The organism is Pantoea dispersa, assembly GCF_014155765.1.
Taxonomy (GTDB): domain Bacteria; phylum Pseudomonadota; class Gammaproteobacteria; order Enterobacterales; family Enterobacteriaceae; genus Pantoea; species Pantoea dispersa.
Genome location: NZ_SCKT01000002.1, coordinates 378,879 through 405,057 on the forward strand (window position 1 = coordinate 378,879; position 26,179 = coordinate 405,057).

The 26,179-nt window shown below is 59.4% G+C and carries 27 protein-coding genes; 14 read left to right on the forward strand and 13 right to left on the reverse strand.

Going from position 1 to position 26,179, the window contains the following annotated elements:
- Positions 1-10: 10 nt before the first annotated feature.
- The 4 genes from H7K56_RS08495 to crtB are packed head-to-tail and all read left to right on the forward strand — an operon-like array spanning position 11 to position 4,861.
- Positions 11-1,288 carry a glycosyltransferase gene (locus H7K56_RS08495; protein ID WP_150360097.1) on the forward strand — a complete coding sequence of 426 codons (1,278 nt, stop codon included), beginning with the start codon at positions 11-13 and terminating at the stop codon, positions 1,286-1,288.
- Positions 1,288-2,454, forward strand: coding sequence for a lycopene beta-cyclase CrtY (gene crtY, locus H7K56_RS08500; protein ID WP_058770349.1), 1,167 nt, complete (start codon positions 1,288-1,290; stop codon positions 2,452-2,454). Before H7K56_RS08495 ends, crtY begins: the two co-directional genes overlap by 1 nt.
- The gene (locus H7K56_RS08505; protein ID WP_150360098.1) at positions 2,454-3,935 is read left to right on the forward strand and encodes a phytoene desaturase; all 1,482 of its coding nucleotides are present in this window, start codon (positions 2,454-2,456) and stop codon (positions 3,933-3,935) included. Before crtY ends, H7K56_RS08505 begins: the two co-directional genes overlap by 1 nt.
- Positions 3,932-4,861, forward strand: coding sequence for a 15-cis-phytoene synthase CrtB (gene crtB, locus H7K56_RS08510; RefSeq protein WP_150360099.1), 930 nt, complete (start codon positions 3,932-3,934; stop codon positions 4,859-4,861). The genes H7K56_RS08505 and crtB overlap by 4 nt, the downstream gene beginning before the upstream one ends.
- Here the strand turns inward: crtB and H7K56_RS08515 are convergent.
- Positions 4,800-5,333: a sterol desaturase family protein gene (locus H7K56_RS08515; RefSeq protein ID WP_150360333.1), complete on the reverse strand. Its 534-nt coding sequence runs from the start codon at positions 5,331-5,333 to the stop codon at positions 4,800-4,802. The genes crtB and H7K56_RS08515 overlap by 62 nt on opposite strands.
- A 308-nt stretch (positions 5,334-5,641) precedes the next feature.
- Between H7K56_RS08515 and H7K56_RS08520 the strand changes: the two genes are divergently transcribed.
- Positions 5,642-6,832, forward strand: a complete 1,191-nt coding sequence (locus tag H7K56_RS08520; RefSeq protein ID WP_150058874.1) for a CynX/NimT family MFS transporter — start codon at positions 5,642-5,644, stop codon at positions 6,830-6,832.
- Between the two features lie 2 nt (positions 6,833-6,834).
- Here H7K56_RS08520 and sfnG read toward each other — a convergent pair whose 3' ends face one another.
- Together sfnG and H7K56_RS08530 are read right to left on the reverse strand one after the other, a co-directional pair.
- Complete coding sequence (gene sfnG, locus H7K56_RS08525; RefSeq protein ID WP_021508881.1) at positions 6,835-7,929, reverse strand: dimethylsulfone monooxygenase SfnG; 1,095 nt, start codon at positions 7,927-7,929, stop codon at positions 6,835-6,837.
- Between the two features lie 220 nt (positions 7,930-8,149).
- Positions 8,150-8,497 carry an ArsR/SmtB family transcription factor gene (locus tag H7K56_RS08530; protein ID WP_104093428.1) on the reverse strand — a complete coding sequence of 116 codons (348 nt, stop codon included), beginning with the start codon at positions 8,495-8,497 and terminating at the stop codon, positions 8,150-8,152.
- Between the two features lie 159 nt (positions 8,498-8,656).
- Between H7K56_RS08530 and H7K56_RS08535 the strand changes: the two genes are divergently transcribed.
- Complete coding sequence (locus tag H7K56_RS08535) at positions 8,657-9,883, forward strand: MFS transporter (RefSeq protein WP_058758987.1); 1,227 nt, start codon at positions 8,657-8,659, stop codon at positions 9,881-9,883.
- A gap of 53 nt (positions 9,884-9,936) precedes the next feature.
- Here H7K56_RS08535 and clcA read toward each other — a convergent pair whose 3' ends face one another.
- Positions 9,937-11,340 carry a H(+)/Cl(-) exchange transporter ClcA gene (gene clcA, locus H7K56_RS08540; RefSeq protein ID WP_150360100.1) on the reverse strand — a complete coding sequence of 468 codons (1,404 nt, stop codon included), beginning with the start codon at positions 11,338-11,340 and terminating at the stop codon, positions 9,937-9,939.
- 297 nt (positions 11,341-11,637) lie between these two features.
- Between clcA and glsB the strand changes: the two genes are divergently transcribed.
- From glsB to H7K56_RS08555, 3 genes are all read left to right on the forward strand, one after another.
- The gene (gene glsB, locus H7K56_RS08545) at positions 11,638-12,597 is read left to right on the forward strand and encodes a glutaminase B (RefSeq protein ID WP_150360101.1); all 960 of its coding nucleotides are present in this window, start codon (positions 11,638-11,640) and stop codon (positions 12,595-12,597) included.
- Between the two features lie 543 nt (positions 12,598-13,140).
- Positions 13,141-13,557 carry a DUF2946 domain-containing protein gene (locus tag H7K56_RS08550; protein WP_104093432.1) on the forward strand — a complete coding sequence of 139 codons (417 nt, stop codon included), beginning with the start codon at positions 13,141-13,143 and terminating at the stop codon, positions 13,555-13,557.
- A gap of 65 nt (positions 13,558-13,622) precedes the next feature.
- Entirely contained in the window at positions 13,623-15,362 is a 1,740-nt protein-coding gene (locus H7K56_RS08555; RefSeq protein ID WP_150360102.1) for a DUF2534 family protein, read from the forward strand.
- Between the two features lie 68 nt (positions 15,363-15,430).
- On the opposite strand, the gene ahr is transcribed toward H7K56_RS08555, so the two are convergent.
- Positions 15,431-16,447: an NADPH-dependent aldehyde reductase Ahr gene (gene ahr, locus H7K56_RS08560; RefSeq protein ID WP_182688990.1), complete on the reverse strand. Its 1,017-nt coding sequence runs from the start codon at positions 16,445-16,447 to the stop codon at positions 15,431-15,433.
- A 123-nt stretch (positions 16,448-16,570) separates the two neighbouring features.
- A complete protein-coding gene (locus H7K56_RS08565; RefSeq protein WP_010616678.1) occupies positions 16,571-16,840 on the reverse strand; it encodes a hypothetical protein in 270 nt (89 codons plus the stop codon).
- A 332-nt stretch (positions 16,841-17,172) separates the two neighbouring features.
- On the opposite strand from H7K56_RS08565, the gene H7K56_RS08570 reads away from it, so the two are divergent.
- Together H7K56_RS08570 and H7K56_RS08575 are read left to right on the forward strand one after the other, a co-directional pair.
- Complete coding sequence (locus H7K56_RS08570) at positions 17,173-18,069, forward strand: extracellular solute-binding protein (RefSeq protein WP_150360334.1); 897 nt, start codon at positions 17,173-17,175, stop codon at positions 18,067-18,069.
- Positions 18,066-18,848 carry a molybdate ABC transporter permease subunit gene (locus H7K56_RS08575; protein WP_150360103.1) on the forward strand — a complete coding sequence of 261 codons (783 nt, stop codon included), beginning with the start codon at positions 18,066-18,068 and terminating at the stop codon, positions 18,846-18,848. Before H7K56_RS08570 ends, H7K56_RS08575 begins: the two co-directional genes overlap by 4 nt.
- Here H7K56_RS08575 and H7K56_RS08580 read toward each other — a convergent pair.
- The 7 genes from H7K56_RS08580 to H7K56_RS08610 all read right to left on the reverse strand — a co-directional run bounded on the left by H7K56_RS08580 (position 18,845) and on the right by H7K56_RS08610 (position 24,868).
- Positions 18,845-19,234, reverse strand: coding sequence for a response regulator transcription factor (locus H7K56_RS08580; protein ID WP_021508870.1), 390 nt, complete (start codon positions 19,232-19,234; stop codon positions 18,845-18,847). The genes H7K56_RS08575 and H7K56_RS08580 overlap by 4 nt on opposite strands.
- A 210-nt stretch (positions 19,235-19,444) precedes the next feature.
- Positions 19,445-20,221 (reverse strand): ABC transporter ATP-binding protein, encoded by a 777-nt coding sequence (locus H7K56_RS08585; RefSeq protein ID WP_058758981.1) that lies wholly within the window; start codon positions 20,219-20,221, stop codon positions 19,445-19,447.
- A complete protein-coding gene (locus H7K56_RS08590) occupies positions 20,221-20,904 on the reverse strand; it encodes an ABC transporter permease (protein WP_058758980.1) in 684 nt (227 codons plus the stop codon). The genes H7K56_RS08585 and H7K56_RS08590 overlap by 1 nt, the downstream gene beginning before the upstream one ends.
- 9 nt (positions 20,905-20,913) lie before the next feature.
- Entirely contained in the window at positions 20,914-21,633 is a 720-nt protein-coding gene (locus H7K56_RS08595) for an ABC transporter permease (RefSeq protein ID WP_058758979.1), read from the reverse strand.
- 12 nt (positions 21,634-21,645) lie between these two features.
- A complete protein-coding gene (locus H7K56_RS08600) occupies positions 21,646-22,494 on the reverse strand; it encodes a transporter substrate-binding domain-containing protein (RefSeq protein WP_021508866.1) in 849 nt (282 codons plus the stop codon).
- A gap of 15 nt (positions 22,495-22,509) precedes the next feature.
- Entirely contained in the window at positions 22,510-23,697 is a 1,188-nt protein-coding gene (locus H7K56_RS08605; RefSeq protein WP_150360104.1) for a M20 metallopeptidase family protein, read from the reverse strand.
- A 271-nt stretch (positions 23,698-23,968) separates the two neighbouring features.
- A complete protein-coding gene (locus H7K56_RS08610; protein ID WP_104187605.1) occupies positions 23,969-24,868 on the reverse strand; it encodes a LysR substrate-binding domain-containing protein in 900 nt (299 codons plus the stop codon).
- 104 nt (positions 24,869-24,972) lie between these two features.
- Here H7K56_RS08610 and H7K56_RS08615 point away from each other — a divergent pair, with 104 nt between their 5' ends.
- The 3 genes from H7K56_RS08615 to H7K56_RS23350 all read left to right on the forward strand — a co-directional run bounded on the left by H7K56_RS08615 (position 24,973) and on the right by H7K56_RS23350 (position 26,178).
- Positions 24,973-25,677 (forward strand): SDR family oxidoreductase, encoded by a 705-nt coding sequence (locus H7K56_RS08615; protein ID WP_104187607.1) that lies wholly within the window; start codon positions 24,973-24,975, stop codon positions 25,675-25,677.
- Positions 25,678-25,885: 208 nt separating this feature from the next.
- Complete coding sequence (locus H7K56_RS23345) at positions 25,886-26,017, forward strand: hypothetical protein (RefSeq protein WP_254919537.1); 132 nt, start codon at positions 25,886-25,888, stop codon at positions 26,015-26,017.
- Between the two features lie 29 nt (positions 26,018-26,046).
- Positions 26,047-26,178 carry a hypothetical protein gene (locus H7K56_RS23350; protein ID WP_255412114.1) on the forward strand — a complete coding sequence of 44 codons (132 nt, stop codon included), beginning with the start codon at positions 26,047-26,049 and terminating at the stop codon, positions 26,176-26,178.
- Position 26,179 lies beyond the last annotated feature (1 nt).

Consider the following 26,179-nt stretch of genomic DNA (forward strand, 5'->3'; position numbering starts at 1 on the left):
GGTCATACCTATGGGGCATTTTGCCGTTATTGCACCACCGCTCTACAGCCACTTTCACGCATTGCAGGCGCTGGCGCAAACGCTGCTGGCGCGCGGACACCGCATCACCTTTATTCAGCAAAGCGATGCACGCACCTTGCTGAGCGACGAGCGTATTGCCTTTGTGGCCGTCGGCGAGCGCACGCATCCTGCCGGATCGCTCTCCAGCGAACTCAGGCGGCTGGCCGCACCGGGTGGGCTGTCGCTGTTTCGCGTGATTCACGATCTGGCCAGCACCACCGATATGCTGTGCCGCGAACTGCCCGCGGTGCTGAAACGCCTGCAGGTCGATGGCGTGATTGCCGACCAAATGGAAGCGGCTGGCGGTCTGGTGGCAGAGGCGTTACAGCTGCCGTTCGTGTCGGTGGCCTGCGCGCTGCCGGTCAATCGTGAAGCGGCCATTCCGCTGGCGGTAATGCCCTTTCGCTTTGCTCAGGATGAGAAAGCGCTGCAGCGCTATCAGGCCAGCAGTGACATCTACGACCGCATCATGCGTCGTCATGGCGCTGTCATCGCTCGTCATGCGCGCGCCTTCGGCCTGCCCGAAAGCCATGGCTTACATCAGTGTCTGTCGCCGCTGGCGCAAATCAGTCAGCTGGTGCCCGCTTTTGATTTTCCACGTCAGCAACTGCCAGCCTGCTATCACAGCGTGGGCCCGCTGCGGACCCAGGTCGCTAGCGGCGCACTTGCCGCTCCCTGGTCAGCGCTGCGCCAGCCGGTGGTGTATGCCTCTCTGGGCACGCTACAGGGACATCGCTTTCGCCTGTTTCTGCATCTGGCTCAGGCCTGCCGCAATCAGCAGCTGTCGCTGGTGGTGGCACACTGTGGCGGGTTGACCGCCAGCCAGGCACATCAGCTGAGACTGGCCGGGGCTGCGTGGGTAACCGATTTTGTGGATCAGCGGGCGGCGCTGCAGCATGCGCAACTGTTTATCACTCACGCCGGTCTGAACAGTGCGCTGGAAGCGCTGGAATGCGGCACGCCGATGCTGGCGCTGCCGATCGCCTTCGATCAGCCCGGCGTGGCGGCACGTATTGAGTGGCACGGCGTCGGCCGGCGCGCCTCACGTTTCAGCCGCGTCGCGCAGCTGGAGCACCACCTGCAACAGTTGCTGAGTGACGATCGCTATCGTCTGCGCATGTCAGCCATTCAGGCGCAGCTGCAGCGGGCCGGTGGCTGTACGCGCGCGGCGGATATTGTCGAGCAGGCGCTGTGTCAGCAGCAAATCGTGCTGGCGGAGGCCACCTGATGCGCGCACCTTACGATGTCATTCTGGTCGGTGCCGGCCTGGCTAACGGGCTGATTGCGCTGCGTTTACGCCAGCTGCAGCCCGCACTTAAGGTTTTGCTGCTGGAGAGTCAGGCGCAGCCGGCCGGCAATCATACCTGGTCGTTCCATCGCGAAGACGTCAGCGAAGCGCAGTTCCGCTGGCTCGAACCGCTGCTTTCGGCGCGCTGGCCCGGTTATCAGGTACGCTTCCCCACCCTGCGTCGCCAGATGGATGGTGAATATTGCTCCATTGCCTCGGAGGATTTTGCCCGGCACTTGCAGCAGGTGCTCGGTGCCGCGCTACGCACCGCAGCGCCGGTCAGCGAGGTCTCGCCCACCGGGGTCAGACTGGCGGATGGCGGGATGTTACAGGCGCAGGCGGTGATTGACGGACGCGGGCTGCAGCCGACACCGCATCTGCAGCTCGGCTATCAGGCATTTGTCGGTCAGGAGTGGCAGCTGGCCGCGCCGCATGGCCTGCAGCAGCCAATATTGATGGACGCCAGCGTCGATCAGCAGCAGGGTTATCGCTTTGTTTACACCCTGCCGCTCAGTGCCAGCCGTCTACTGATTGAAGATACCCATTATATCAACCATGCCACGCTGGATGCCGCACAGGCGCGCCGGCACATCACGGACTATGCCCACCAGCGCGGCTGGAATCTGCGCCAGCTGCTGCGCGAGGAGCACGGCTCGCTGCCGATCACGCTCAGCGGCGATATCGATCAGTTCTGGCAACAGCAGCACGGACAACCGTGCAGCGGGCTGCGCGCCGGACTGTTTCACGCCACCACCGGTTACTCGCTGCCTGCGGCAGTGGCGCTGGCGGAGAAGATTGCCAGCACGCTGCCCGCCGATGCCCACACGCTGAGCCACTGCATCGAATCCTTTGCCCGTCAGCACTGGCGCGAGCAGCGCTTTTTCCGTCTGTTAAATCGCATGCTGTTTCTTGCCGGACGGCCTGAACAGCGCTGGCGCGTGATGCAGCGTTTTTACCGGCTTGATGCCGGATTGATTAGCCGCTTTTACGCCGGGCAACTGCGCCTCAGCGATAAAGCACGCATTCTGTGCGGCAAACCGCCGGTCCCTCTCGGCGAAGCGCTGCGCGCATTGATGATGACCTCTCCGTTACCAGGGAAGAAATAATGAAACGCACCTATGTGATTGGCGCAGGCTTCGGTGGCCTGGCGCTGGCGATTCGTCTGCAAGCGGCCGGCGTGCCGGTCACGCTGCTGGAACAGCGCGATAAGCCCGGCGGGCGCGCCTATGTTTATCAGGATCAGGGTTTTACCTTTGATGCCGGTCCGACGGTGATTACCGATCCCAGCGCTATCGAGGCGCTGTTTACGCTGGCAGGCAAGCAACTCAGTGATTATGTCGACCTGATGCCGGTGACGCCGTTTTATCGCCTGTGCTGGGAAGACGGCAGGCAGCTGGACTACGACAACAACCAGACACAGCTCGAGCAGCAGATTGCCACCTTTAACCCGCAGGATGTCGCCGGTTACCGCCAGTTTCTGGCCTATTCACAGGATGTGTTTCGTGAGGGCTATCTGAAACTTGGCACTGTGCCTTTTCTGCATTTCCGCGACATGCTGCGTGCCGGGCCACAGCTGGGTCGGCTGCAGGCCTGGCGCAGTGTCTACAGCATGGTAGCGAAATTTATTCAGGACGATCATCTGCGCCAGGCTTTTTCCTTTCACTCGTTGCTGGTCGGCGGTAATCCTTTTGCAACGTCTTCGATCTATACCTTAATTCACGCACTGGAGCGCGAATGGGGCGTGTGGTTTCCGCGCGGCGGTACCGGTGCGCTGGTTGATGGCATGGCGCGGCTGTTTCGCGATTTGGGCGGTGAACTGCTGCTCAACGCCGAAGTCAGCCAGCTGGAGACCGAGGGTAACCGCATCAGCGGTGTACAGCTAAAGGATGGGCGCCGGTTTGCCGCCGCCGCCGTTGCGTCAAATGCTGACGTGGTGCATACCTACGATCGCCTGTTGAGCCAGCATCCTGCGGCGCGTAAACGCGCGGCGACGCTGAAGCGCAAGCGGATGAGTAACTCGCTGTTTGTGCTCTATTTTGGTCTTAATCATGCCCACCCGCAGCTGGCGCACCACACGGTGTGCTTTGGTCCGCGCTATCGTGAATTGATCGATGAGATCTTCAATAGCAGCCAGCTGGCGGAAGATTTCTCGCTGTATCTGCATGCGCCCTGCTCCAGCGATCCGTCGCTGGCACCGGCGGGCTGCGGCAGTTTTTACGTGCTGGCACCGGTGCCGCATCTCGGCACCGCCGCAATTGACTGGCAACAGGAAGGACCGCGCTTGCGCGATCGCATTTTTGCTTATCTGGAGGAGCACTATATGCCGGGTCTGCGACAGCAGTTAGTGACACACCGTATGTTTACGCCGTTTGATTTTCGCGACACGCTGCACGCGCATCAGGGCTCAGCGTTTTCGCTCGAACCCATTTTGACGCAAAGCGCCTGGTTCCGGCCGCATAACCGCGATGCCGACATTAGTAACCTTTATCTGGTGGGGGCTGGCACGCATCCCGGTGCCGGTGTACCAGGCGTGATCGGCTCCGCGAAAGCGACCGCCCAGTTGATGGTGGAGGATCTGACCGGATGAACCAACCGCCGCTGATTGAGCAGGTCACCCAAACCATGGCGCAGGGCTCCAAAAGTTTCGCCAGCGCTACCCGGCTGTTTGATCCTCCAACGCGCCGCAGTACGCTGATGCTGTACGCGTGGTGTCGTCACTGTGACGACGTGATAGATGGTCAGACGCTGGGCGAAGGCGGCACGCAGCACGCGGTGGCGGATGCCCAGGCGCGGATGCGCCACCTGCAAATCGAAACCCGCCGCGCCTATAGCGGTGCCCACATGGATGAACCGGCGTTTCGTGCCTTTCAGGAAGTGGCGCTGACGCATCAGCTTCCCCAGCAGCTGGCGTTTGATCATCTGGAAGGGTTTGCGATGGATGCGCGTGAAGAACGTTACGCGTGTTTCGGGGACACGCTGCGTTATTGCTATCACGTGGCCGGCGTGGTGGGGTTAATGATGGCGCGCGTGATGGGCGTACGTGATGAGCGCGTACTCGATCACGCCTGTGATTTGGGTCTGGCGTTTCAGCTGACCAATATCGCACGGGATATCGTTGAAGACGCGGAGAATGGCCGCTGCTATCTGCCACAAAGCTGGCTGGATGAGGCCGGACTGAGCGCCGCCCAGCTCGCCGATCCGCAACATCGCGCAGCGCTGGCCCCACTGGCTGCGCGTCTGGTGCGCGAGGCTGAACCTTACTATCAGTCAGCGCGCAGCGGGCTGCCAGGATTGCCGCTCCGTTCGGCGTGGGCGATCGCCACCGCACGCGGCGTTTACCGTGAAATTGGCGTAAAAGTGCAGCATGCCGGTGCCCGGGCGTGGGATGCGCGCCAGCGCACCAGTAAAGGCGAAAAGCTGGCGCTGCTGGTGAAAGGTGCTGGCGTCGCGCTTACTTCGCGCCTTGCTCATCCCCAGCCGCGTCCTGCCGGTCTGTGGCAGCGTCCGCGTTGACACGACGCCCATGGCGCTGGCGCAGCGTCGCCTGCAGCTTGTGCAGCGGCGGGGCGTAAAGAAAGCCAAAGGAAACGCAACCTTCCCGTCCCCGCACCGCATGATGCATGCGGTGCGCCATATACAACCGCTTCAGATAGCCTTTGCGTGGAATATAGCGGAACGGCCAGCGTTGATGGACCAGACCGTCGTGCACCATAAAATAGAGCGCGCCATAAGTCGTCATGCCAGCGCCAATCCATTGCAGCGGCCAGACACCGTTGACACCCAGCCAAATCAGGCCAATCGATAACAGCGCAAACACCACGGCATACAGGTCGTTGAGCTCAAATTTGCTCTCATGCGGTTCATGATGCGACAAATGCCAGCCCCATCCCCAGCCATGCATAATGTATTTATGCGACAGCGCCGCGACGATCTCCATCAGTATCACGGTAGCCAGCAGGATAAGCGCATTCCATAACCAGAGCATCATTGGTCCATTTGCGAAGAGTGAGAGTATAAAGGTGGACGTGGATAGCGAAAGGCGCAAGTCTCCGGCAAAAAAACGCACCGGCAGCGTAAATACCAGCCAGGTCACGGACGCGTGCTGTCACCGTCAGACAAGCAAAGCGGCAAGAAGGTTATCCTGCATGGCGGCCGGGTCGCTCTGCTTTACATCGATTTAACAGCTGGTTAGTATAGCCAGCGGTTCAGCGGTCCAGGCTGCTGCGTAGGCGTTAACGTCAATCAACGCACCATATGCAGAGACTTTCTGCCTCATTTCCATGGTGCGCAAACATGTCCCATACCGCTTTATCTGCTGATTCTGCCCTGCGTCGCTCCGGCTTTTTCCTGCTGCTGCTGTTACTGACCGCCGCCAACTTACGCACGCCCATCACCGCCACCGGGCCGGTACTGGAAAATATTCGCCTGACATTTGGCCTGAGCGCCAGCGCTGCCGGCGTGATTAACTTTTTACCGCTGCTGATGTTTGCCACGCTGGCACCGCCAGCCGCCTGGTTTGGCAATCGCTTTGGCCTCGAGCGCAGTCTGTGGGGGGCGTTACTCCTGATCGTCCTGGGTTCACTGCTGCGAATCAGCGGCAGCGAAACGGCACTGTGGCTGGGGACGCTGATTCTCAGCAGCGGGATCGCGGCGGCCAACGTCCTGCTGCCGCCGCTGATTAAGCGGGATTACACCGCGCACACCGCGCGTTATATCGGGCTGTATGCCATGACCATGGGCATCACCGCCAGCATCGCTTCCGGCGTGGCCGTGCCGCTGGCCGAACTCAGCAGCGCCGGCTGGCGTCTGTCGCTGGCGGTCTGGCTGATTCCGGCGCTGATCGCGCTGCTGGCATGGCTGCCGCAGCTGAAAAATCCCGCGACGCATGAGCAGCGCGCGACAGAGGTCACCGTAACGCGTTCGCCGTGGCGTTCCGCGATCGGCTGGCAGGTGTCGCTGTTCATGGCCAGCCAGTCGTTACTGTTTTATACCCTGATTGGCTGGTTTACCCCGTTCGCACAGGATAATGGCATCAGTCAGCTGCAGGCGGGCGGCATGTTGTTCGTCTATCAAATTGTGGCGATCGCCTCCAATCTGGCCTGTATGCGGGCACTGAAGCAGCTGCGCGATCAGCGTCTAATCGGGCTGCTGGCTTCGCTGTCGATCTTCATCGCGGTGACCGGCCTGCTGCTGGCACCCGCATGGTCGCTATTGTGGCTGATTCTGGCAGGCCTCGGTGCGGGCGCCTCGCTGCTGATCAGCCTGTCACTGTTTAATTTACGCACCCGGGACCATCGCCAGGCCTCGAAACTCTCCGGCATGGCACAGTGCGTGGGTTACGGGCTGGCGGCGCTGGGACCGCTGTGCTTCGGCATGCTGCATGATGTCAGCGGCAGCTGGCAGCTCCCGCTGCTGATGCTGTTGGCAGTAAGCGCGCTGCAAATGGCGATGGCGCTGCTGGCCGGACGCGACCGCGCTATCTGACCTCAGACCGTGACGGCGTTAAGCGCCTCCTGCCGTTCCAGTTCGCGCACGCGTGGGATAACTTCCCGCCCAAAGAACTCCACCTCTTCATGGAAATGCAGAAACGCCAGCAGCAGTAAATCCACGCCAGCGCGTTTCTGCTCCATGATGCGCTCAGCAATTTGCTGCGGCGTGCCAATCAGATTGGTTTTGAAACCGTCGTTGTATTGCACCAGATCCTCAAAGGAGGATTTGGCCCAGTTGCCCTCGCCTTCCGGCGACGCGCTGCCGGCATTTTTCACCTCATGCTGGAAGCCTTTCACTGCATCCGGATTGGCTTTGGCGATGATCTCCTGCAGCACCGCCTGGGCTTCCTGTTCGCTCTCGCGGGCGATGACGAAACCATTCAGGCCGATTTTAACGGCGTGCTGATTGACGGCGGCTTTGGCGCGGATATCGTCTACCTGCTGGCGTACGCCCTGTGGCGTGTTGCCGTTGGTGAAGTACCAGTCAGACACCCGTGACGCCATGTCCCGCGCGGCGCGCGAGCTGCCGCCCTGAAAAATTTCCGGTAGCGGATCGAGTGGTTTAGGCTTGAGCGCGTAGTCGCGGAAGCGATAAAAATCTCCGGCGAAGCTGAAGCTGCTTTCACGCCAGATGCCGCGCAGGCAGCGAATAAACTCTTCCGAACGCAGATAGCGCTCTTCGTGATCGAGCCAGGGTTCACCAATCGCTTTGAACTCGCCGCGAAACCAGCCGCTGACAATGTTCACCGCGATGCGCGGACCGTACAGATGGCTGATGGTAGCGATCTGCTTCGCCGCCAGCGTCGGGTTCCACGGCCCCGGCAGCAGCGCGGCAATCACTTTGAGTTTTGTGGTGTGGCTCAGCAGATCCTGAGAGAAGGTGACTGATTCGTGCTGATTATCCGCGCCATAGCCGGCGGTGAAGCGAATCTGTGTCAGGGCATAATCGAAGCCAGCGCGTTCAGCGATTTTCGCCAGTTCACGGTTGTACTCCGCGTCCCAGCGCGTGCGCTGCTCGATCTGACTGATAACTAAACCACCTGAAACATTAGGCACCCAGTAAGCAAACTGCAGCGGTTTTACCTGTGACATAGGTTTCTCCTGAGACTTCTTATAGCTGGATTAACGGAAAATTATCTTCATTAATGCTTTTGGCTATAAGAGGCTATGCAGTGAGCGTGCCAGTTCCTGGCAGAGATTAAACGCCTGATTTGCCGGCTAACTGAATGAGAGGATGAGGAATGTCTGTTGCGGATGCAGCAGCCGCTGTCGCCAGGCTGTTGCAATTGCAGCCGCTCCGGCGAAAAGGGCGCTACTCCGCGTGCTGAAAAGCCTGCAGCGCGCTTCGGGTGGCGGCATCGTCAACGGCGGCGCTGAGCAACGCATCAAGCAGACCGGGAAAGCGCGCGTCCAGATCGTCGCGACGCAGTGACAGCAGATTCTCGCGGCCAGAGGGTTTTTGCCAGATTACGCCGCTGTCACGCAGTACCCGCCAGTGATGGGTTAAGGTAGATTTGGATACGCCTTGCAGCAGCGAGCCGCAGCTGCGCTCCTCCCCCTGTGCCAGCAGCGCGACGACCGCCATGCGCATCGGATTGCCCAGCGCGGCCAGCACATTCTCCAGCCTGATGGCGTCACGCGACGGATGATTTTCCAGCATTGCTTATCTCTGTAAGGGCGTAAGACAGCAAATTATCCGTGAGTCGGCGGGCGATGTATAGCGCAGTACGAGCGGTGCGCCAATCGCGCTGCGCTAATTTACGATGTCACATTGCTGCTCTATGCTTGTCACCATCCTCCACTCTTTCTTCATCACAACATGAATGCAAATCCGATAGCGCATCCCGCTGCTTTGCGGTCTCTCCAGGCGTTGTGCCTGGTCAATTTTTTCATGGCCGATGTGCGGGATGGACTCGGCCCTTTCCTGGGAATCTTTCTTACTGAACATGGCTGGAGAGCGGATGATATTGGCTGGGCGATGACTGCCGGCGGTTTAGCCGGTCTGCTGGCTACGCTGCCGGCGGGTCTGGCAACCGATGCCACGCACCATAAAAAAGGGCTGCTGATTCTGGCCTCACTGCTCATTACGCTGGCCACCCTGATGCTGTGGTGGTTTCCTTACGGTGGAGTGGTGGTTGGCTCGCAGGTGGTTACCGGTCTCGCGGCCGCGCTTATTGCCCCGTTACTGACCGGCGTCACCCTCGGCCTGACCGGCTCTCAGGGGTTCAGCCAGCAGATGGGTAGAAACGAGGCGTTCAATCATGGCGGCAATATGACTGCCGCGCTGTTTGCCGGGTTTGCCGTCTGGCTGTGGGGCACCGATGCGGTTTTTATCCTGATGACCGCGATGGCACTGTGCGCATGTTTTGCCGTGGCCGCCATTCAGCGTAACGCGATCGATGACCGCGCGGCGCGCGGCGGTGCCGGACAGCAGGCCGCAGAGCTTCCGGGTTTCTCTGCCCTGCTGCGCAATCCGGTGCTGCTGATTACCGGCCTGACGCTGCTGCTGTTTCACCTCGGCAACGCCGCGCTGTTGCCGATGCTGGGCATTCGCGCGGCGGCAACGCACAGCGGACAGCTCAGCCCGGGTGTTTATACCGCTGCAACCGTGGTGATTTCGCAATGCGTGATGATTCCCGTGGCGTTATTCGCCGCCCGAAACGCCAGCCGCCTCGGTTTCCCGCTGCTGATAACCCTCGCGCTGGTGGTGCTGCCGGTGCGTGCCGGCATCGCCTCCCTGTTCGATGGCACCTATGCGATGGTACCGGTACAGATTCTTGATGGTCTGGCCGCCGGGCTGCTGGGCGTGGCAGTACCGGGCTACATCGTCAGCGTGCTTGACGGCAGCGGACACACCAATGCCGGCCAGAGTTTCGTCATGCTGATGCAGGGCGTGGGCGCGGCATGCAGCCCGGCACTGACCGGCAGCATCGCCGCCGCCTGGTCTTATCAGGTCGCTTTCGCCGTGCTCGGCAGCATTGCCCTCGCCGCACTGATGCTCTGGAGCCTCAGCCAGCGCATCCGATGGGTTAAAAGCCGGGCGTGAGGGGATATCTTTCCACCCGGCTTGAGTCGCGCTTCGATAAGCCGGGATAATCCTTATTCCGTTCGGGCGCTGGCGCGGTTAGTGAGCTGTGCTTTGGCCAGAGTGCGCGCCAGGATTGAAGAATAGAGCGGTTTGCCACCAAAGAACTGCGCCGCCAGCGTCGCGCCCAGGCAGGTGATGATCATCGGCAGAATCAGTTGATAATTATTGGTCATTTCCAGCACCAGCACGATGCCGGTAAGCGGCGCGCGCACCGAGGCGGCGAACAGCGCGCCCATCCCGGCGACGGCAAAGGTGGCGGCTTCCAGCTGATAATGCGGGAACCAGTCGGCGCTCAACTGACCAAAGCAGGTGCCCAGCAGCGTACCCAGCGTCAGCATGGGCGCAAAAATGCCGCCCGGCGCGCCTGAAGAGAAGCAGCAAATGGTGACCAGCGTGCGCAGCGCGAAGAGAGCAAACAGCGCCAGCGCGCCATAGTGTCCGGTAGCGAACTCCGGAATCAGCGTCGTTCCGCCGCTCACCGCCTGCGGCAGCAGTAAACCCAGCACGCCGCACAGTCCGGCCAGCAGACTACCGAACAGCACCCAGCGCCCGGTACGTCCGAGATGCAGGCGCTGAAACTGGTCCTGTGCGAGAAATATCAGCCGGTTGAACGCCACGCCGCAGCCACCAAACAGCACACCCAGCACCAGATAGAGCCACAGCGTCTCGGTGGGCGCGTCACGCAGCTGACCGATATTAATGATGGCTTCATTACCGTTGAGCACGCGAAAGACAATACTCGACATGATCACGCCAACAAACACCGCTTTTATCGATATCAGGCTATAGCGAAACTGCGGGCGCATCTCTTCGATAATGAACAAAATGCCGGCCAGCGGCGCGTTGAACGCCGCCGAAAGCCCCGCCGCGGCACCGGTCGCCAGCAGCGTATGACGCGATTCGGAATCGCGCACGCGAAACAGATCGAGGCACATACCGCCGATGTTGCCGCCAATCTGTACCGTGGGTCCTTCGCGCCCCAGCACCATGCCAGAACCCAGCGCGCCCATGCCGCCGATAAATTTAACCGGCAGCACGCGCCACCAGCGCACCGGGCGCAGCTCTTCCAGCGCGCCCTCGATTTCCGGAATGCCCGAGCCTCCTGCCTCCGGCGCTAAGCGGCGCACCAGAAAATAGCCGATGCCGCCCAGCAGCGCCGAGATAAAAAACGCGCTCAGCAACGCCATGGCCAGGTTATCCGCACGCTCTGTCAGCCAGCCGATCCGCAGGTGGAGAATAAAATTGACCGCGCGATCGAAAGCCACACCCACCAGCCCGGTGAGGATACCGACCAGCGCGGCCAGCAGCAGCAATGCCAGCGGGGTTTTATCGCGTCGCAGCAGTTTTTGCAGCAGCATAAAGCGCCCGGCGCGCATCGCGTTGGCAGGCTCGGTGGCATCAGGTAAGGCAGACATCGTCATCCTCAATTACAACGGTTAAGCGCATTGGCAGCGCCGGAAAGAGTTTGGGCTTAGCATAACCAAAATTGCCTGATCGGTAACTCAATCATTCGCAACATAATTTTACCTCAGGCCGCGCGATGTGGCGTCGGCGCAAGGCTGGGTTGCGATCGGGCGCAACAAACCGCGCAGAAAATCCGCAATGCGGTGCAGGCTTGCTGCAGCATGCTCACAGAATTTTGCGCGGTGGATTGACGCGCCGACGGCAAATCACCATGATCGCGCCAGGATTAGTCACCCCGGAGCCACAAGGTGTCGGAACTCAGTAATGCATTGCTTGAAGAGATTATCACGGACGTACGCCCCCTCACCCGTCAGGGCAAAGTGGCAGATTACATCCCGGCGCTGGCCGGCGTGGATGCCGATCAACTGGGCATCGCCATTGCCACCGCCGATGGACGCAGCTATCAGGCCGGCGATGCAGGCACGCGCTTCTCGATCCAGTCCATCTCCAAAGTCCTGTCGCTTACCGTCGCGCTGACGCTGTACGAGGACGCCGAGATCTGGCAGCGCGTGGGCAAAGAGCCATCCGGCCAGGCATTCAATTCTCTGGTGCAGCTTGAACTGGAACAGGGAAAGCCGCGCAATCCATTCATTAACGCCGGCGCGCTGGTAATGTGCGATTTGCTGGAAAGCCGACTCACCGCGCCACGCCAGCGCATGCTGGAGTTTGTGCGTCGTCTGACACAGCAGCCGGACATTCAGTATGACCGTGCGGTCGCGCGCTCTGAATATGAGCACTCGGCACGTAACGCCGCCATTGCCTGGCTGATGAAGTCGTTTGGCAACTTTCATAATGACGTCAGTAAAGTCATGGAAACCTACTTTCACTACTGCTCGCTGGCGATGAGCTGCAGCGAACTGGCGCGCACGTTTCTCTATCTCGCTAATCACGGCCGCACGCTGGATGATGAGTGGGCGGTGATCTCTGCACGCCAGGCGCGGCAGGTGAACGCACTGATGATGACCAGCGGCATGTACGACGGCGCCGGTGAGTTTGCCTGGCGCGTGGGCATGCCAGCTAAATCCGGCGTCGGCGGCGGGATTGTCGCAGTGATTCCCGGTGAGATGAGTATTGCCGTCTGGTCGCCGGCGCTGGATCATTCCGGTAACTCGCTGGCCGGCACCGCCATGCTGGAGAAACTCACGGAGCGGCTGGGGCGATCGATATTTCAAGGCCCGGCTCATACTGAGAGGCTTCCCTGTAAATGAAAAGAGTTAAACAACGAGCCGCCCGTTTATATCGGTGCGCATAAATGCGCACCCTACGAAAATCGCGTAATTCCTTGCTGATTGCGATCGATGCCGTTATGCCTTGCAATTAAGTTGAAAGTGACCTGATTACAACGGTCCGTATCAATGCGCCGTCATGTGTAAATCGTGCAACTGCCTACATGCCGCAATAAATGACGTGACGCCTTGTAATAAAGCTGCAAGTGGCCTGTTTATATCGGTGCGGATCAATGCGCACCCTGTGCAAATAGTGCCAATACCTTGTAGGGTCGCCATTAATGGCGACCACAAATTCTGAGCAATGACAGGTTATGCCATCAGACACCGCTCATCCTTCAGCAATGAGAAATAGTGTTTCTCTAATGTACTCATCAGGTTGCAATTAAGTTAACAAACGCACCACGTTAAGTGACCCTTTTCAAAAGGTGCGAATTTTGTCGCTCCCAGCCTCACTTTTATTAACCCTTGTGCGGCAATCGCGTTACACTTCGGCCTCATTTGTTGAAGCACTCAGTATTTGCCATGACGTTTTCCTATCACTTTCGCCAGCGCCTGACCGCCTGCGTCGCCATTGTGGCGGTGCTGCTGCTGTTCGTCGCGCCGATTGTGTCGAAAACGCTGCTGGAGCGGCAAACGCGCATTGACCCCGTGGCGTCGCACAGCCCTTCATCTGCCATGCCAATGCACCATCACGATATGCCGATGGAGATGGCGATGCCGGGCATGATGCATCACAACATGGACGACGGCGAATTTGCCTGTGGCTATTGTGATTTGCTGGTGCATGTTCCGATGATGATGTGGGTGTTTATCCCGTTCATCTGGCTGATGCTGGTGATCTCGCGCGCCCCACCGCTGCCGCCGCTGGTGGCACCCCGGCCGCGCCGCTTCAGCGGTACCCATCGTCCGCGCGCGCCACCGGTTTTTCTTTCCTGCTGAATCTCATTAATCGGTACAACGCCTGCGCTGTGCCCTGACATTCTCTTATAGGAAGGAAGACGGCTTTGTCTGCTGTTCACTCTGCAGCACCGCGCGGCGCGGTGCTTAATCTGCTACGCCGCTTACATTTTTACATTGGCCTGTTTGTCGCGCCGTTCATCTTCGTGGCGGCGCTCAGCGGCACGCTCTATGTGCTGACGCCGCAGCTGGAAAATCTGATCTACGCTGATGCGCTCACCGCGCAGCCGCAGGGCAATGCACAACCGCTCTCGGCGCAGATCGCCGCGGCACGCGCCTATGCGGGCGAAAATCAGCACATTTATGCGGTTCGACCTGCGCCCGCCGCGCGCGATACCACGCGCGTACAGTTCAGCGATGCCACACTTGGTCCGTCGCAGTCGCGCGCGGTGTTTATCGATCCCTACAGCCTCAAAGTAACCGGCGACATGACGGTGTATGGCACCAGTGGCGTGTTGCCGCTGCGCACCACGCTCGATCTGCTGCACAGCAGCCTGTTACTCGGTGACTTTGGTCGCAACTACAGCGAACTGGCGGCGAGCTGGCTGTGGGTGGCCGCGCTCGGCGGCGTGCTGCTGTGGCTGGGCACGCGACCAAAACGCCGGCTGAAAACCGTGCGAAAGGGGTTTGCCTTCACCCGGCACTGGCACATCACGCTGGGGCTGACGCTGATGCTCGGGCTGCTGTTCTTCTCCGTTACCGGCCTCACCTGGTCACAATGGGCAGGTGGCAATATCGATAAGATGCGCACCGAGCTTAACTGGCTGACGCCACAGGTGAATACGGCGCTCAGCGGTGATGCGCCCGCCGCGCCGGCCGATCCTCACGCCGATCACCGCAGTATGCCGGACATGGACATGACCAGCATGCCGATGTCGTCGATGGCGAAACCGGCGGCGCAGCCGGCGAAGTCACTGCCGGCAAATGCCGCCGACGCTGACTGGGATCGCGTGCTGGCGGCGGCACGTCAGGATGGCATCCGCGCGGCTAAAGTGGAGCTGCGCCAGCCGAAAAGCGAGGGCAAAGCCTGGACTGTCAGCGAGATTGATCGCAGCTGGCCCACCCAGGTGGATGCGGTGTCCGTGAATCCGCACAGCTTCGCGATTGTCGATCACGTCTGGTTTGATCGCTTCCCGCTGGTGGCAAAACTGACGCGCTGGGGCGTCGATGCGCACATGGGCGTGCTGTTTGGCTGGCCTAATCAGCTGTTGCTGGCGCTGTTTGGCCTGGGTTTGTGCAGCATGATTGTGCTGGGTTATCGCATGTGGTGGCTGCGCCGCCCGGCTCTCGATCAGGCCAGCCCGGCGCAAACCATGAGCGCAAGCTGGCTGGCGCTGCCGCACTATGCCAAAGGGGTCTGCCTGATGCTGGCGCTGGCGCTCGGTTATGCCCTGCCGGTGATGGGCGTCAGCCTGCTGGCCTTCGTGCTGGTGGACGTACTGCGCTGGCGCAGACAACAACGTGCGCCGATGAGCGAAGCGGAAATTCTCGCTGCGCAGCAGTCGCCGCTCGGTATCGTGCGGGCGCGCTTCACGGTGAAACGCAAGGAGATGCGTTACTACCTGCGTGGGCTGTTTATTCTGGCGCTGATTGTCGGTACGGTGATGAGCAATGCGATTATCGGCGGCGTGATCGATCAATACGGCATCCCGTTCAGCCACTGGACGCTGACCATGTATCTGACGCAGGGCTTTATGATCGCGCTTTACACCACGGTGTTCACCGCGCTGATGTCGATTCCGCTGTGGTATTTCTTCCTCGGCGAAAAGGATGATTCGCAGGGATAAGGCGTAAAAAACGGCGGATGATCCCCCATCCGCCGTTTTGTCTGACAAATGTCAGCGTGTTATCCGCCTCAGAAATCGGCCTTCAGCACCACGCGGTAATTAGCTTTACCGGCGCGTACGTGATCCAGCGCTTCATTGATTTTTGACATCGGGAACTCTTCCACCTGCGGTGCCACATCGGCGCGTGACGCCAGACGCATCAGCTTACGCAGCTGGCCCGGTGAACCGGTAGAAGAACCCGTTACCGCGCGATCGCCCAGAATCAGACTGAACGCCGGCACTTCAAATGGCTTCATCACCGCGCCCACGGTGTGGAACTTACCGTGCGGAGCCAGCGCCTGGAAGTACGGCTGCCAGTCCAGATCGACGGCTACGGTGCTGATAACCAAATCAAATTGCCCGGCCAGCGCGTTCAGCGCCTGCGGATCGCGGCTGTTGACCACACGATCGGCGCCCATGGCTTTGATGGATTCGGTTTTGCTGGCATTCGAGCTGAACGCCGTAACTTCAGCACCCATGGCGCGCAGCAGTTTGATCGCCATATGGCCGAGGCCGCCAATACCGATAACGCCGACGCGGCTGGTGGCCGTTACATGGTGCATCAGCAGCGGTTTAAACACGGTAATCCCACCGCACAGCAGCGGACCGGCAGAGGTGATGTCCATGGATTCCGGCAGCGGAATCACCCACTGCCAGTCGGCGCGCAGATGGCTGGCGAAACCGCCTTTGTTCATGATGGTTGGCACTGAACCGTTCTCACAGTTGACCTGCTCGCCATTGATGCAGGCATCACAGTGCTGGCAGCTTTTCGCGGTCCAGCCGATACCCACGCGCTGCCCGACCTTCAATCCTTTGTCCTGCGCCGCATCGCCGAGTGCGCTGATGCGACCAATCACTTCGTGACCGGCAATGACCGGATAAGAGGAAATGCCCCACTCGTTATCAATCATCGACAAATCAGAATGGCACACACCGCAGTAATCGACCTCAACCAGCACTTCTTCCGCCGCCAGCGGACCGGTTTCGTACTCGTACGGTACCAGCGCATCACCAGCGTTGTGTGCGGCATAACTTTTGATTTTCATTACTGTCCTCTGTTTTCAGCGTTGTTAACCCGGGAAGTCTAGCAGAGCGTATTGCCTGATTATGATTAAATTTCAGCCAATTAGAGTCTGTTAAGCGCAACGGAGAAAGAAAAGCATTTCGCGTTAAAGCGAATCGTGACTGGGCGGACTGCGGAACGCATGGCGCGCCTCTTCTATCAGCTGGCTGGCGGTGACGGTGGGCGGCAAACGCGTCAGCACTTTGCTGGCCTGCCAGTAACACAGCACCATCTCCTCGTTAGTTTCGTTCTCCGCCATTTCCCTTAAGCGCCTGCGCAGGCTCAGCACGTCCAGCGTTTGCTGTTCATCCACCATCTCAGCGATGGTTTGGTTGATGACCTGATGAATAATTTTCCAGGAAAGATCGGCAAACACGTTAAACCTCGTGACGTAGTAACGGGCTCCAGGCAAATGAGGAAAAGGTGCACGCCCAGCGGCATGCAAAATAATCCAACTGGGATAACTATAGCCGCTTATTTAACCAGCAGACGGCTGGCCGCCTGTGTTTGCGGTAGCTCACGGATCGGTAAATGAATTTTTTCTCTCAGCGCGCGTTGCAATGGCACTAAAACCCGGCACTGGCGCGCGACCGCAGGATTTCGCAACAGATTTTACCTTGCGCTAAAACGGAGAATTCCGATAATCGCTATTTACTCATTTATATAGCGATAAGGAATCTCCGCGTGAAGACGCTTACCCTACTGTTAATGACTGCCGCCGGCGGATTGAGTTTACCGGCGCAGGCCGCTATGGATATCCGCGTGACGTATGCCGGCTCGATGGGAAAAGTGATGGATCAGGCACTGGGCCCGGCATTTGCACAACAGCATGACGGTAAGTATGAAGGTCAGGGCCAGGGGGCTTACGGCATGGCGCGCCTGCTGGCGAGCAAAAAAACCACTGCTGACGTGTTCGTGTCTATTACTCCCGGTCCGATGCAGATCCTGAAAGATGCCGGACTGATCGACAACGCAGTACCGGTAGCCAGCACCAGCATGGTGATCGCCTATAACCCGAAGGGGCCGTTTGCGCCGCAGTTTGCCGCAGCCAAAGGCAATGATGGCCGCTGGCTTCAGCTGCTGGCAGCGCCGGGACTGAAATTTGGTCGGACCGATCCGGTAAACGATCCTAAAGGCCAGAACATCATTTTCACCCTGCTACTGGCGCAGAAGTATTACCGGCAGCCCGGCATCGCTGACCACATTCTCGGCGGTTACCAGAATCCCGCACAAACCCATCTGGAAGGTGGCTTGCTGACGCGGCTCGAGAGCGGTCAGGTGGATGCAGCTGCGGGCTATGAAAGCGAAGTGATCTCTGCCCATCAGCCTTACATCGCGCTGCCCGATGAAATCAACCTCAGCAATCCGGCGATGGCGACTAAGTGGTACAACACGGTCAGCTTTAGCGTCAAAGACAGCCAGGGTAAAGATAAAGTGCTGCACACCCAGCCACTGGTCTACTACGCGGCGGTGCTCAGGAATGCGCCGCACGGTACGGCCGCTGGCAAAGCCTTTGTAGATTTCATGCTGAGTCCGTCAGGACAGGCGCTGTTTAAACAGCAAGGCTACGCCGCACCGAAGGGCGATGGGCTTTATACGCCATGAAAATCCGCCATGCTGGCGCGCTGTGGCTGTCGCTGCCCGCCCTGGTGCTGCTGGCCGTGCCGTTTATCACCCTGATGGGCGTCACACACTGGCAACATCTGCGGCTGGCGTGGGGTGACGGCGCGGCGATTACCACTTCGCTCAGTCTGGGAGCGATCGCGCTGGTGCTGATTTTTCTGACCGGCTTACCGCTGGCCTGGTGGCTGTCGCAGGCGCGGGGAAAAATACGCTGGCTGGTGGAAACGCTGGTGATGATTCCGCTGCTGACGCCGCCGCTGGCGATGGGAATCCTGCTGGTCAGCGCGTACGGTCCGTACAGTTTGCCTGGCCAGCTGCTGAGCAAGCTTGGCTGGACGCTGGTGAACAATCCCGCCGCCTTTATTCTGGCGCAGTGGTATGGCGCGCTGCCCTACTTTGTCACCAGCGCACGCTCGGCGTTTATCGCGGTGCCGCCGGAGATCCTTGAAGCGGGCCGGACGCTGGGTGCCGCGCCATGGCCGCGCTTCTGGCGGCTGGCGCTGCCCCTGGCCGCACCGGGCCTGGCGTCGGCTACGGCACTGGCGTGGGTGCGGGCGATGGGCGAATTCGGCATTGTGATGATTTTCGCCTGGTTTCCCCACGGAATGCCGGCGCAGCTGTACAACAATCTGCAAAACGACGGCGTGGATGCGGTGTATGTGCTGTTGTGGCTGTTACTGCTGTTTACCCTGCCGGTGCCGCTGCTGTGCGCGCTGGCTTCCCGGCGCGCGCTCTGCGGCAACACGGCGCGGTATCATTAGAGGCTGGCGCGCTGCTCACTCTCACGCATCGCCAGCCGGACCGTCTCCAGCAGCGGTTCAATCTCCAGCGGCCGGGTGAAAAAGGCAAAGGCGCCCTGAGCAAACAAGCGCCGGCAGGCCTCCAGCGTGTCGTGCCCGGTCATGATGATCACCGGCAGCAGCGGATGGCGTGCACCCTGCCGGGCCAGCCAGCTCAGGCCGCTACTCTCTGGCTGTCGCACGTCAAGCAGCAGACAGCCGCATACGGCTTGCTGACCAGCGGCGGCTGTTTCGAACGATGCCAGGTCGGCAAAGTCGGCGACCTCGTAGTCCACGGTTCGCAGCAGAAATCCCAGCGACTCACGCACGGATACATCATCATCCACTAACCACACCTTCGCGCCCATTACGTACTCCGCCTGTAGAAAAATGAGGAAAATTTCGGCCCTCTCTGTCGCGCGGTGACGCAACAGCAGCCAGACCTGACGGTAGCTGGTTATCGATGGACGTGAAGTGCGCGACAGCGTGCACCTTCCCTGCGCCGATAAAAAAGCCCTCCGTTGAGGGAGGGCGATTTTTCCATAATTTGGCTTAGAACACCATTGGCACAAATCTGGTTAGCTGTTGCGCTGCAGGTGGCTGCTGACAAAAGCGCGACAGCGCGCCGAGATCGGTTCACTGAACACCTGCTGCGGCGATCCGGACTCTTCGATTTTGCCCTGATGCAGAAACACCGCTTTGTTGGATACATCGCGCGCAAACCCCATTTCATGGGTGACGATAATCATGGTGCGCCCCTCTTCCGCCAGGCTGCGGATGACGCGCAGCACTTCGCCCACCAGCTCCGGGTCGAGCGCGGAAGTGGGTTCATCAAACAGTATCGCTTTCGGCTGCTGCGCCAGCGCCCGGGCAATCGCCACGCGCTGCTGCTGTCCACCGGAAAGCTGTGACGGCCATGCGTTGCGCTTTTCGTATAACCCGACTTTTTGCAGCAGCGCTTCGGCCTCGGCAACGGCCTCCTGATGACTGCGCTTTTGCACATGGATCGGCGCCTCAATGATGTTCTGCAGCACGGTTTTGTGCGGCCACAGATTGAAGCCCTGAAACACAAAGCCGAGTTGCATGCGCATCAGCTTAATGCGGCGGCGCTGTTCACGGCTCAGCTTTTCGTCCGCGTTATCGAGGGTGACCACTTCATCGCCCACGGCAATCTCACCGGCCTGTGGCACTTCAAGAAACGGGATGCAGCGCAGCAGCGTACTTTTACCGGAACCACTGGCGCCGATCAGCGAAATGACGTCGCCATCCTGCGCCGTCAGGCTGATGTCATGCAGCACTTCATGCCCGCTATAACTTTTTCTGAGATGGCTCAGGGCAATAGTGGGTTTATTCATTAACGTGCTCCAGCGTGATAAGGGGACAAACGGCGCTCCAGCAGCGCCACCGCTTTGCTCACCAGCACGGTCAGCAGCAGATAGATAATCGCCGCGCTGATAAACACCTCCAGCGCGCGGAAGGTTTCTGACACGATGGAGTCGGCGATGCCGGTCATCTCCATCAGGCTGATGGTGCTCACCAGCGATGTGGATTTGATCATCGAGATGATCTCATTGCTGTAGGCCGGCAGCGCCTGTCGCACCGCCAGCGGCAGCGTGATGCGCCGCAGCGTAGTGAAGCGCGACATGCCGCACACTTTCGCCGCTTCCAGTGACTGCACGCTAACCGCATTCAGTCCGCCGCGCAGGATCTCGGCGGTGTAAGCCGCGTCGTTGAGAATCAGCGCAATTAACCCGCACCAGTAGGGCTCACGCAGCAGCGGCCACAGCACGCTTTCGCGCACCGCCGGCAGGCTGCCGAGGCCATAGTAAATCATGAAGATTTGTATCAGCAGCGGCGTACCGCGGAACAGCCAGACATAAAAACGCGTAACGTAGCTGCCGAGGCGATGCTGACGCAGCAAATTCAGCAGCAGCGCCAGTATCCCGCCGCCCAGCAGGGACAATACCGCCAGGTTGAGCGTCAGCGGCAGTCCGCGCAGCAGTGCCGCCAGCGTGTGCTGTAAAAAGGTGAAATCCATCGTGGCTCCTTACAACCGCGCGCGTTGTTGCCCGCGCATGGCCACTTTTTCCACATAGCGGAAGAAGAAATCTGAACAGGTGGTGATAATCAGGTAAATCACCGCGCCTACGCTGTAGAAGAAAAACGGCATCTGGGTGGAATTCGACGCGGTGGAAATCTGGTTCATGGTTTCCACCAGCCCGGTCACCGATACCAGCGCCGACTCCTTAATCACCGATTGCCACTGATTACCCATGCCCGGCAGCGCGGTGCGCAGCGCCTGCGGCACAATCATGCGGCGGAACAGCATAAAACGGCCCATACCGGTGACCGTAGCGGCTTCCAGCGTGCCGGCAGGAATCGCGTAAAATGCGCCGCGGAATACGCTGCTCTGATAAGCACCAGAAATCAGCCCGATGGCGATCGCGCCGGCAACGAAGCCGTTAACGTCAAACGGTCCCTGCAGGCCGATAGCTTCACCGATAAACCCGACCACCTGTCGGCCACCAAAGTAGAACAGGTAGATCACCAGCAGCTCCGGCACGCCGCGAAACAGCGTGATGTAACCGCTGGCAACACGCTGCTGCCAGCGGCCGCCACCAATCTGCATCCAGCACAGCAGGCTGCCGAGCATCGCGCCCAGCAGCCACGCACACAGCGAGACCGTTACCGTGACGGTGGCGGCGTCCAGCAGCACGCCGCCCCAGCCTTCGTCACCAAAACCTAACAGTTGCCAGTCAATAGTCATAAGCGCTCAGCATTATTCCGCAGGCGCGACGTTCTCGCCGAACCATTTCTCTGACAGTTGCTTCAGCGTGCCGTCTTTGATCATCGATACCAGCGCCTGATCCAGCGCGGCTTTCAGCTCCGGATTGTTTTTACGAATGGCAATCGCCGAACCCTGGCCCAGTACACCACCCACAAAGCCGTAACCGGTGCTGTTTACCGTATCCGCGTGTTTTTTCACATAAGCATTGAGATTGGTGCGCGATGCCATGACCGCATCAACCCGGCCATTGAGCAGATCGGCGAAGGTTTCCGGGCCGGCCTGATAGGTACGGATAGTCGCGACATCACCGAGGTATTTGTTGAGAAAATCGGCCTGAATGGTAGCGACCTGCACCGCAATGGTTTTGCCTTTGAACTTAGCCTTCAGCGCGTCGATGGCTTTGTTCATACCGGCTTCATCGGTCGCCTGTACCACTTCACCGTTGCCCGGCAGGGTATCCACTGCGCTGCCCTTCAGCGTGACGAAGCCCGAAACGCTCACGGTGTACTGATGGGTAAAATCCACCACTTCTTCACGTTTTGGCGTCACGGTGACGGCATCGACCACTGCATCATATTTGCCGTCGGCGAGGCCGGGGATCAGTCCGGACCACTTCTGCGCCACGATTTCATATTTGAATCCTGCGCGTTTCGCCAGCTCGGCCACCATATCGGGCTCGTAGCCGACAATTTTGCCGCTCGGCGTGGACTGGTTAAACGGCGGATAGGCCGCTTCGGTGGCGAATTTTAACGTGCCAAAATCTTTGGCCTGAACCACAGCGGCAGCAGCCAGCAGCAACATGCCCGCGGAGGCGGAGAACAGCCCTTTACGCATCATCATAAAACCTCATTATTATCAGGAGAGTAAGTCGATCGCTATACGGGCCAGAGCCTGTGTGCCAGCGTGAATGCTGCGTTCGTCCGGCTGATAGTCGGAGTTGTGCAGATGGTCGTCGCGCCCCGGCGCGCCAGAGCCGATATGGATTTGACAGCCCGGCACACGCTCAGTAAACAGCGAGAAATCTTCCGCGCCAAAGCTGCTGCTGGGTTTTGCCACCACCGGCTTGCCGAACTGGTGCGAGAGGATCGGCTCCAGTGCATCAATCAGCGCATCATCATTCATCAGCGGCGGTACGCCTCGCTGATAATTGACCTCAATCCGCGTATTGAGCGACAGCGCGACACCGGCACAGATGCGGCGGAAAGCGTCTTCCATGTGAGCGCGCGCCTGCGGTGATTTAGCGCGGATGGTGCCCTGAATCAGGCAGCTGTCGGAGATGATGTTATGGGTGGTGCCGCCGTGGATATGGCCAATCGTCAGCACAGCAGAGTTCGCCGGATCGAGCTCGCGCGACACAATGGTCTGCAACTGCGTTACCAGGCTGGCGGCGGCAATGATCGGATCGGTACCCATGTGCGGACGGGCGGCGTGGGTGGATTTGCCGTGAATCACTACGTCGAATTCATCGCTGGAGGCGGTGCTGGCACCGCGCGTCAGGGCGATTTCCCCTGCGGCCAGCTCTGGCTTATTGTGCAGCGTGATTGCCACATCAATGCCGTCCGCTGCGCCGGCAGCAATCATGGCTTGCGCGCCGCTCTCTGGCGTCTCTTCCGCCGGCTGAAAAATCAGCCGCACCGTGCCGCGCAGCTGGCTGCGCAGGTCCGCGAGGATCGCCGCAACGCCGAGCAGCGTAGCCGTGTGGATATCGTGGCCGCAGGCGTGCATTTTACCCGGCCAGATGCTGCTAAACGGCAGGCCGGTTTGCTCATGAATCGGCAGCGCATCCATATCGGCGCGCAGCAGCACGGTTTTGCCCGGCTGCGCGCCGGTAATGTCCACCATCACGCCGGTGCGGCCCACGCCGGTTTGCGGCGTCAGCCCGAGGCGCAACAATTCCTTTTCCACGATGGCTGCGGTGCGGACGGTGTCGAAACCGAGTTCCGGATGTGCGTGAATATCGCGACGGATGGCGATGAGGTGCGCCTGCATGCTTTCACTTCTGGCGCTGATATCCCTGGCTAAAAGAATTTTATGATCGGTCATGGTGGTAATACGGTTATGCAGGCTGTCGCCTGGCCGTTATGGCATTTTTATGAAATTCAGCGTTTTATTTATTCACAGCCCTCAGCAGATTGCAACGCACAATTCCTTCCCTTAATTGCTGAATTTGCGTGATATTTTTCTAAAACCCTGCCTGTGCAGGATAAACCTTATAAAATGCATGCTCAGTCAGTTATAACATTCATAATTCGCAGACGATCATCAGTTTTACTGATTTTGTTATTGAACATAAAAGCATCGCGTTGCTCAGCCATCAATCTTTGCTCTGCTCCGCCTGACTGAGTAGCCACGCACGAACCGCACTCACCGTTGCCTGCTCACGCGGACGACGCGGAGCCACCAGATACCAGCCGGCATCAACGGGCATCTCACGATGCCAGGCGGGAACCAGCCGACCGCTGGCCAGATCGTTCTGCACAAAATGCGGGCTGGTCAGAGCGATACCCTGACCACTCAGCGCCGCTTCCAGCGCCAGCGCGGTCTGGTTGAAGCGCAGATGATGCTGATGCTGCAGCGACTGGCCGGGGAACATAAACGCCAGGAACGCTGGCCACAGGTGATGGCCATCGTGCAGCAGCGGATAGCGCAGGCAATTTTCTGGCTGCGCTGCATCACCGTGTTGTGCCAGCAGCGCCGGGCTGACCACCGCCAGCACCGTCTGGCTAAACAGCAGCATGGCCTCCAGCCCGCTACCAAACGGCGGCCGGCCATAGCGCACCGCCAGGTCGACGCCTTCATGGTGAAACTGCACCAGCCGTTCAGAGGCCAGCACGCGCAGGTCGATGTCCGGCCAGGCCGCGGTAAATGCCGGTAAACGCGGCAGCATCCAGCGGCTGGCAAAGGTCGGTGTTACGCTCAGCGTCAGGCGATCCGGCTCCGGGCGCAGCGTGCGCGTCGCCTCATCAATCAGCTCAAATGCCTGACGAATGTGCACCGCATAGCCTGCACCAGCAGCGGTCAGCGCCAGCGTACGCGGCAGCCGATCGAACAGTTTCAAGCCCAGGCTGGCCTCCAGGCCGCGAATATGCTGCGCAACCGCACCCTGCGTCACACCGAGCTCTTCAGCGGCGAGGCGAAAATTAAGGTGCCGCGTCACGGCTTCAAATACCCGTAGCGCATTCAGCGACGGTAATGCCTGAAAGCCCTGATTCATCCTGTAGTTTTCCTATCGTCAATTGCCAGCTGAGCTGACTCTCTGCGGCATCTCCCGGCCATTATACTGGCATCACAGGATATTTAATTGATGGGGTTACTCACATGACAGTAGAAAAAGTTGCGGTGATTGTCGCAGGTGGCAGCGGTATGGGCGCAGCGGCAGCGGAGAAGCTGGCCAGCGAGGGTTTCAGGGTCGCGATTCTTTCCTCCTCCGGCAAAGGCGAGCTGCTGGCGAATCGTCTGGGCGGGCTCGGTATTACCGGTTCGAATCAGTCAGTGGACGATTTGCAGCACCTGATTGATGCCACTCTGGCGCGCTGGGGACGTATTGACGTGCTGGTTAACAGTGCCGGTCACGGTCCGCGCGCGCCGATCCTCGAATTAAGCGATGACGCGTGGCAGCAGGGAATGGAAACCTACTTCCTCAACGTGGTGCGCGCTGTACGTCTGGTCACGCCGATCATGCAGCAACAGGGTGGCGGCAGTATCATCAATATCTCATCGGCATGGACGTTTGAACCCACCGACATGTTCCCGACCTCGGCCGTGTTCCGTGCCGGCCTGGCTTCTTTCAGTAAAATCTTTGCCGACACCTACGCAGCTGAGAATATTCGTATCAACAACGTCCTGCCAGGCTGGATTGATAGCCTGCCGAAAACGGATGAACGGCGCGACAGCGTGCCCATGCAGCGCTACGGCACGGCTGCAGAAGTGGCGGCCACCATTGCGTTTCTTGCTTCGCCCGGCGCGGCTTATATCACCGGGCAGAATCTTCGCGTGGACGGTGGCGTCACGCGAAGCGTGTAACCGGCTTTGCTGTGCCTGATGGTCACAGCGGCACCTGATGTCTGCTGTGGCTACCGCCTGCCTGCTAAGGAATTTCTCAGCCTGTTTTCAAGACTGGTCTTGTCGTTTCGCGGCCTTATAACACGTCAGAATGTTCTTATTCGCTGACAGAATTTTCTGTTCTCAGCTGCCGGATATTCCCGGTAAAACTTTCTGATTTGAGGTCGCTATGCCACTGCTTCTTCGTATGCGTCTGCACACGCTGCTAACTCCCGAACGCCATCTTGTCTGGCGTTTCCTGCTAACAGGTTGTGCATTTTTCTGGATTCTGCTGGTGGTTGCCGTGATGGGGCTGCGCTGATCGGTTGATGGCTGTTGTGAGGGATGATTATGGTATTAATGTTATCGCCGCGCCTCAGTGCGCTGCTGAGTTTTTCCCGCCGGTTACTGTGCCAGCTGGCACTGGCTGCCAGCCTGCTGTTCTGGATTGGCGTGGTGGTGGCAATCGTTATCGCGTACTGAC

Coding starts and splice junctions, on each gene's coding strand:
- H7K56_RS08495 (WP_150360097.1), top strand. CDS start 11: ATGGGGCATTTTGCCGTTATTGCACCACCGCTCTACAGCCACTTTCAC.
- crtY (WP_058770349.1), top strand. CDS start 1,288: ATGCGCGCACCTTACGATGTCATTCTGGTCGGTGCCGGCCTGGCTAAC.
- H7K56_RS08505 (WP_150360098.1), top strand. CDS start 2,454: ATGAAACGCACCTATGTGATTGGCGCAGGCTTCGGTGGCCTGGCGCTG.
- crtB (WP_150360099.1), top strand. CDS start 3,932: ATGAACCAACCGCCGCTGATTGAGCAGGTCACCCAAACCATGGCGCAG.
- H7K56_RS08515 (WP_150360333.1), bottom strand. CDS start 5,333: ATGCTCTGGTTATGGAATGCGCTTATCCTGCTGGCTACCGTGATACTG.
- H7K56_RS08520 (WP_150058874.1), top strand. CDS start 5,642: ATGTCCCATACCGCTTTATCTGCTGATTCTGCCCTGCGTCGCTCCGGC.
- sfnG (WP_021508881.1), bottom strand. CDS start 7,929: ATGTCACAGGTAAAACCGCTGCAGTTTGCTTACTGGGTGCCTAATGTT.
- H7K56_RS08530 (WP_104093428.1), bottom strand. CDS start 8,497: ATGCTGGAAAATCATCCGTCGCGTGACGCCATCAGGCTGGAGAATGTG.
- H7K56_RS08535 (WP_058758987.1), top strand. CDS start 8,657: ATGAATGCAAATCCGATAGCGCATCCCGCTGCTTTGCGGTCTCTCCAG.
- clcA (WP_150360100.1), bottom strand. CDS start 11,340: ATGTCTGCCTTACCTGATGCCACCGAGCCTGCCAACGCGATGCGCGCC.
- H7K56_RS08550 (WP_104093432.1), top strand. CDS start 13,141: ATGACGTTTTCCTATCACTTTCGCCAGCGCCTGACCGCCTGCGTCGCC.
- ahr (WP_182688990.1), bottom strand. CDS start 16,447: ATGAAAATCAAAAGTTATGCCGCACACAACGCTGGTGATGCGCTGGTA.
- H7K56_RS08570 (WP_150360334.1), top strand. CDS start 17,173: ATGACTGCCGCCGGCGGATTGAGTTTACCGGCGCAGGCCGCTATGGAT.
- H7K56_RS08575 (WP_150360103.1), top strand. CDS start 18,066: ATGAAAATCCGCCATGCTGGCGCGCTGTGGCTGTCGCTGCCCGCCCTG.
- H7K56_RS08580 (WP_021508870.1), bottom strand. CDS start 19,234: ATGGGCGCGAAGGTGTGGTTAGTGGATGATGATGTATCCGTGCGTGAG.
- H7K56_RS08585 (WP_058758981.1), bottom strand. CDS start 20,221: ATGAATAAACCCACTATTGCCCTGAGCCATCTCAGAAAAAGTTATAGC.
- H7K56_RS08590 (WP_058758980.1), bottom strand. CDS start 20,904: ATGGATTTCACCTTTTTACAGCACACGCTGGCGGCACTGCTGCGCGGA.
- H7K56_RS08595 (WP_058758979.1), bottom strand. CDS start 21,633: ATGACTATTGACTGGCAACTGTTAGGTTTTGGTGACGAAGGCTGGGGC.
- H7K56_RS08600 (WP_021508866.1), bottom strand. CDS start 22,494: ATGATGATGCGTAAAGGGCTGTTCTCCGCCTCCGCGGGCATGTTGCTG.
- H7K56_RS08605 (WP_150360104.1), bottom strand. CDS start 23,697: ATGACCGATCATAAAATTCTTTTAGCCAGGGATATCAGCGCCAGAAGT.
- H7K56_RS08610 (WP_104187605.1), bottom strand. CDS start 24,868: ATGAATCAGGGCTTTCAGGCATTACCGTCGCTGAATGCGCTACGGGTA.
- H7K56_RS08615 (WP_104187607.1), top strand. CDS start 24,973: ATGACAGTAGAAAAAGTTGCGGTGATTGTCGCAGGTGGCAGCGGTATG.
- H7K56_RS23345 (WP_254919537.1), top strand. CDS start 25,886: ATGCCACTGCTTCTTCGTATGCGTCTGCACACGCTGCTAACTCCCGAA.
- H7K56_RS23350 (WP_255412114.1), top strand. CDS start 26,047: ATGGTATTAATGTTATCGCCGCGCCTCAGTGCGCTGCTGAGTTTTTCC.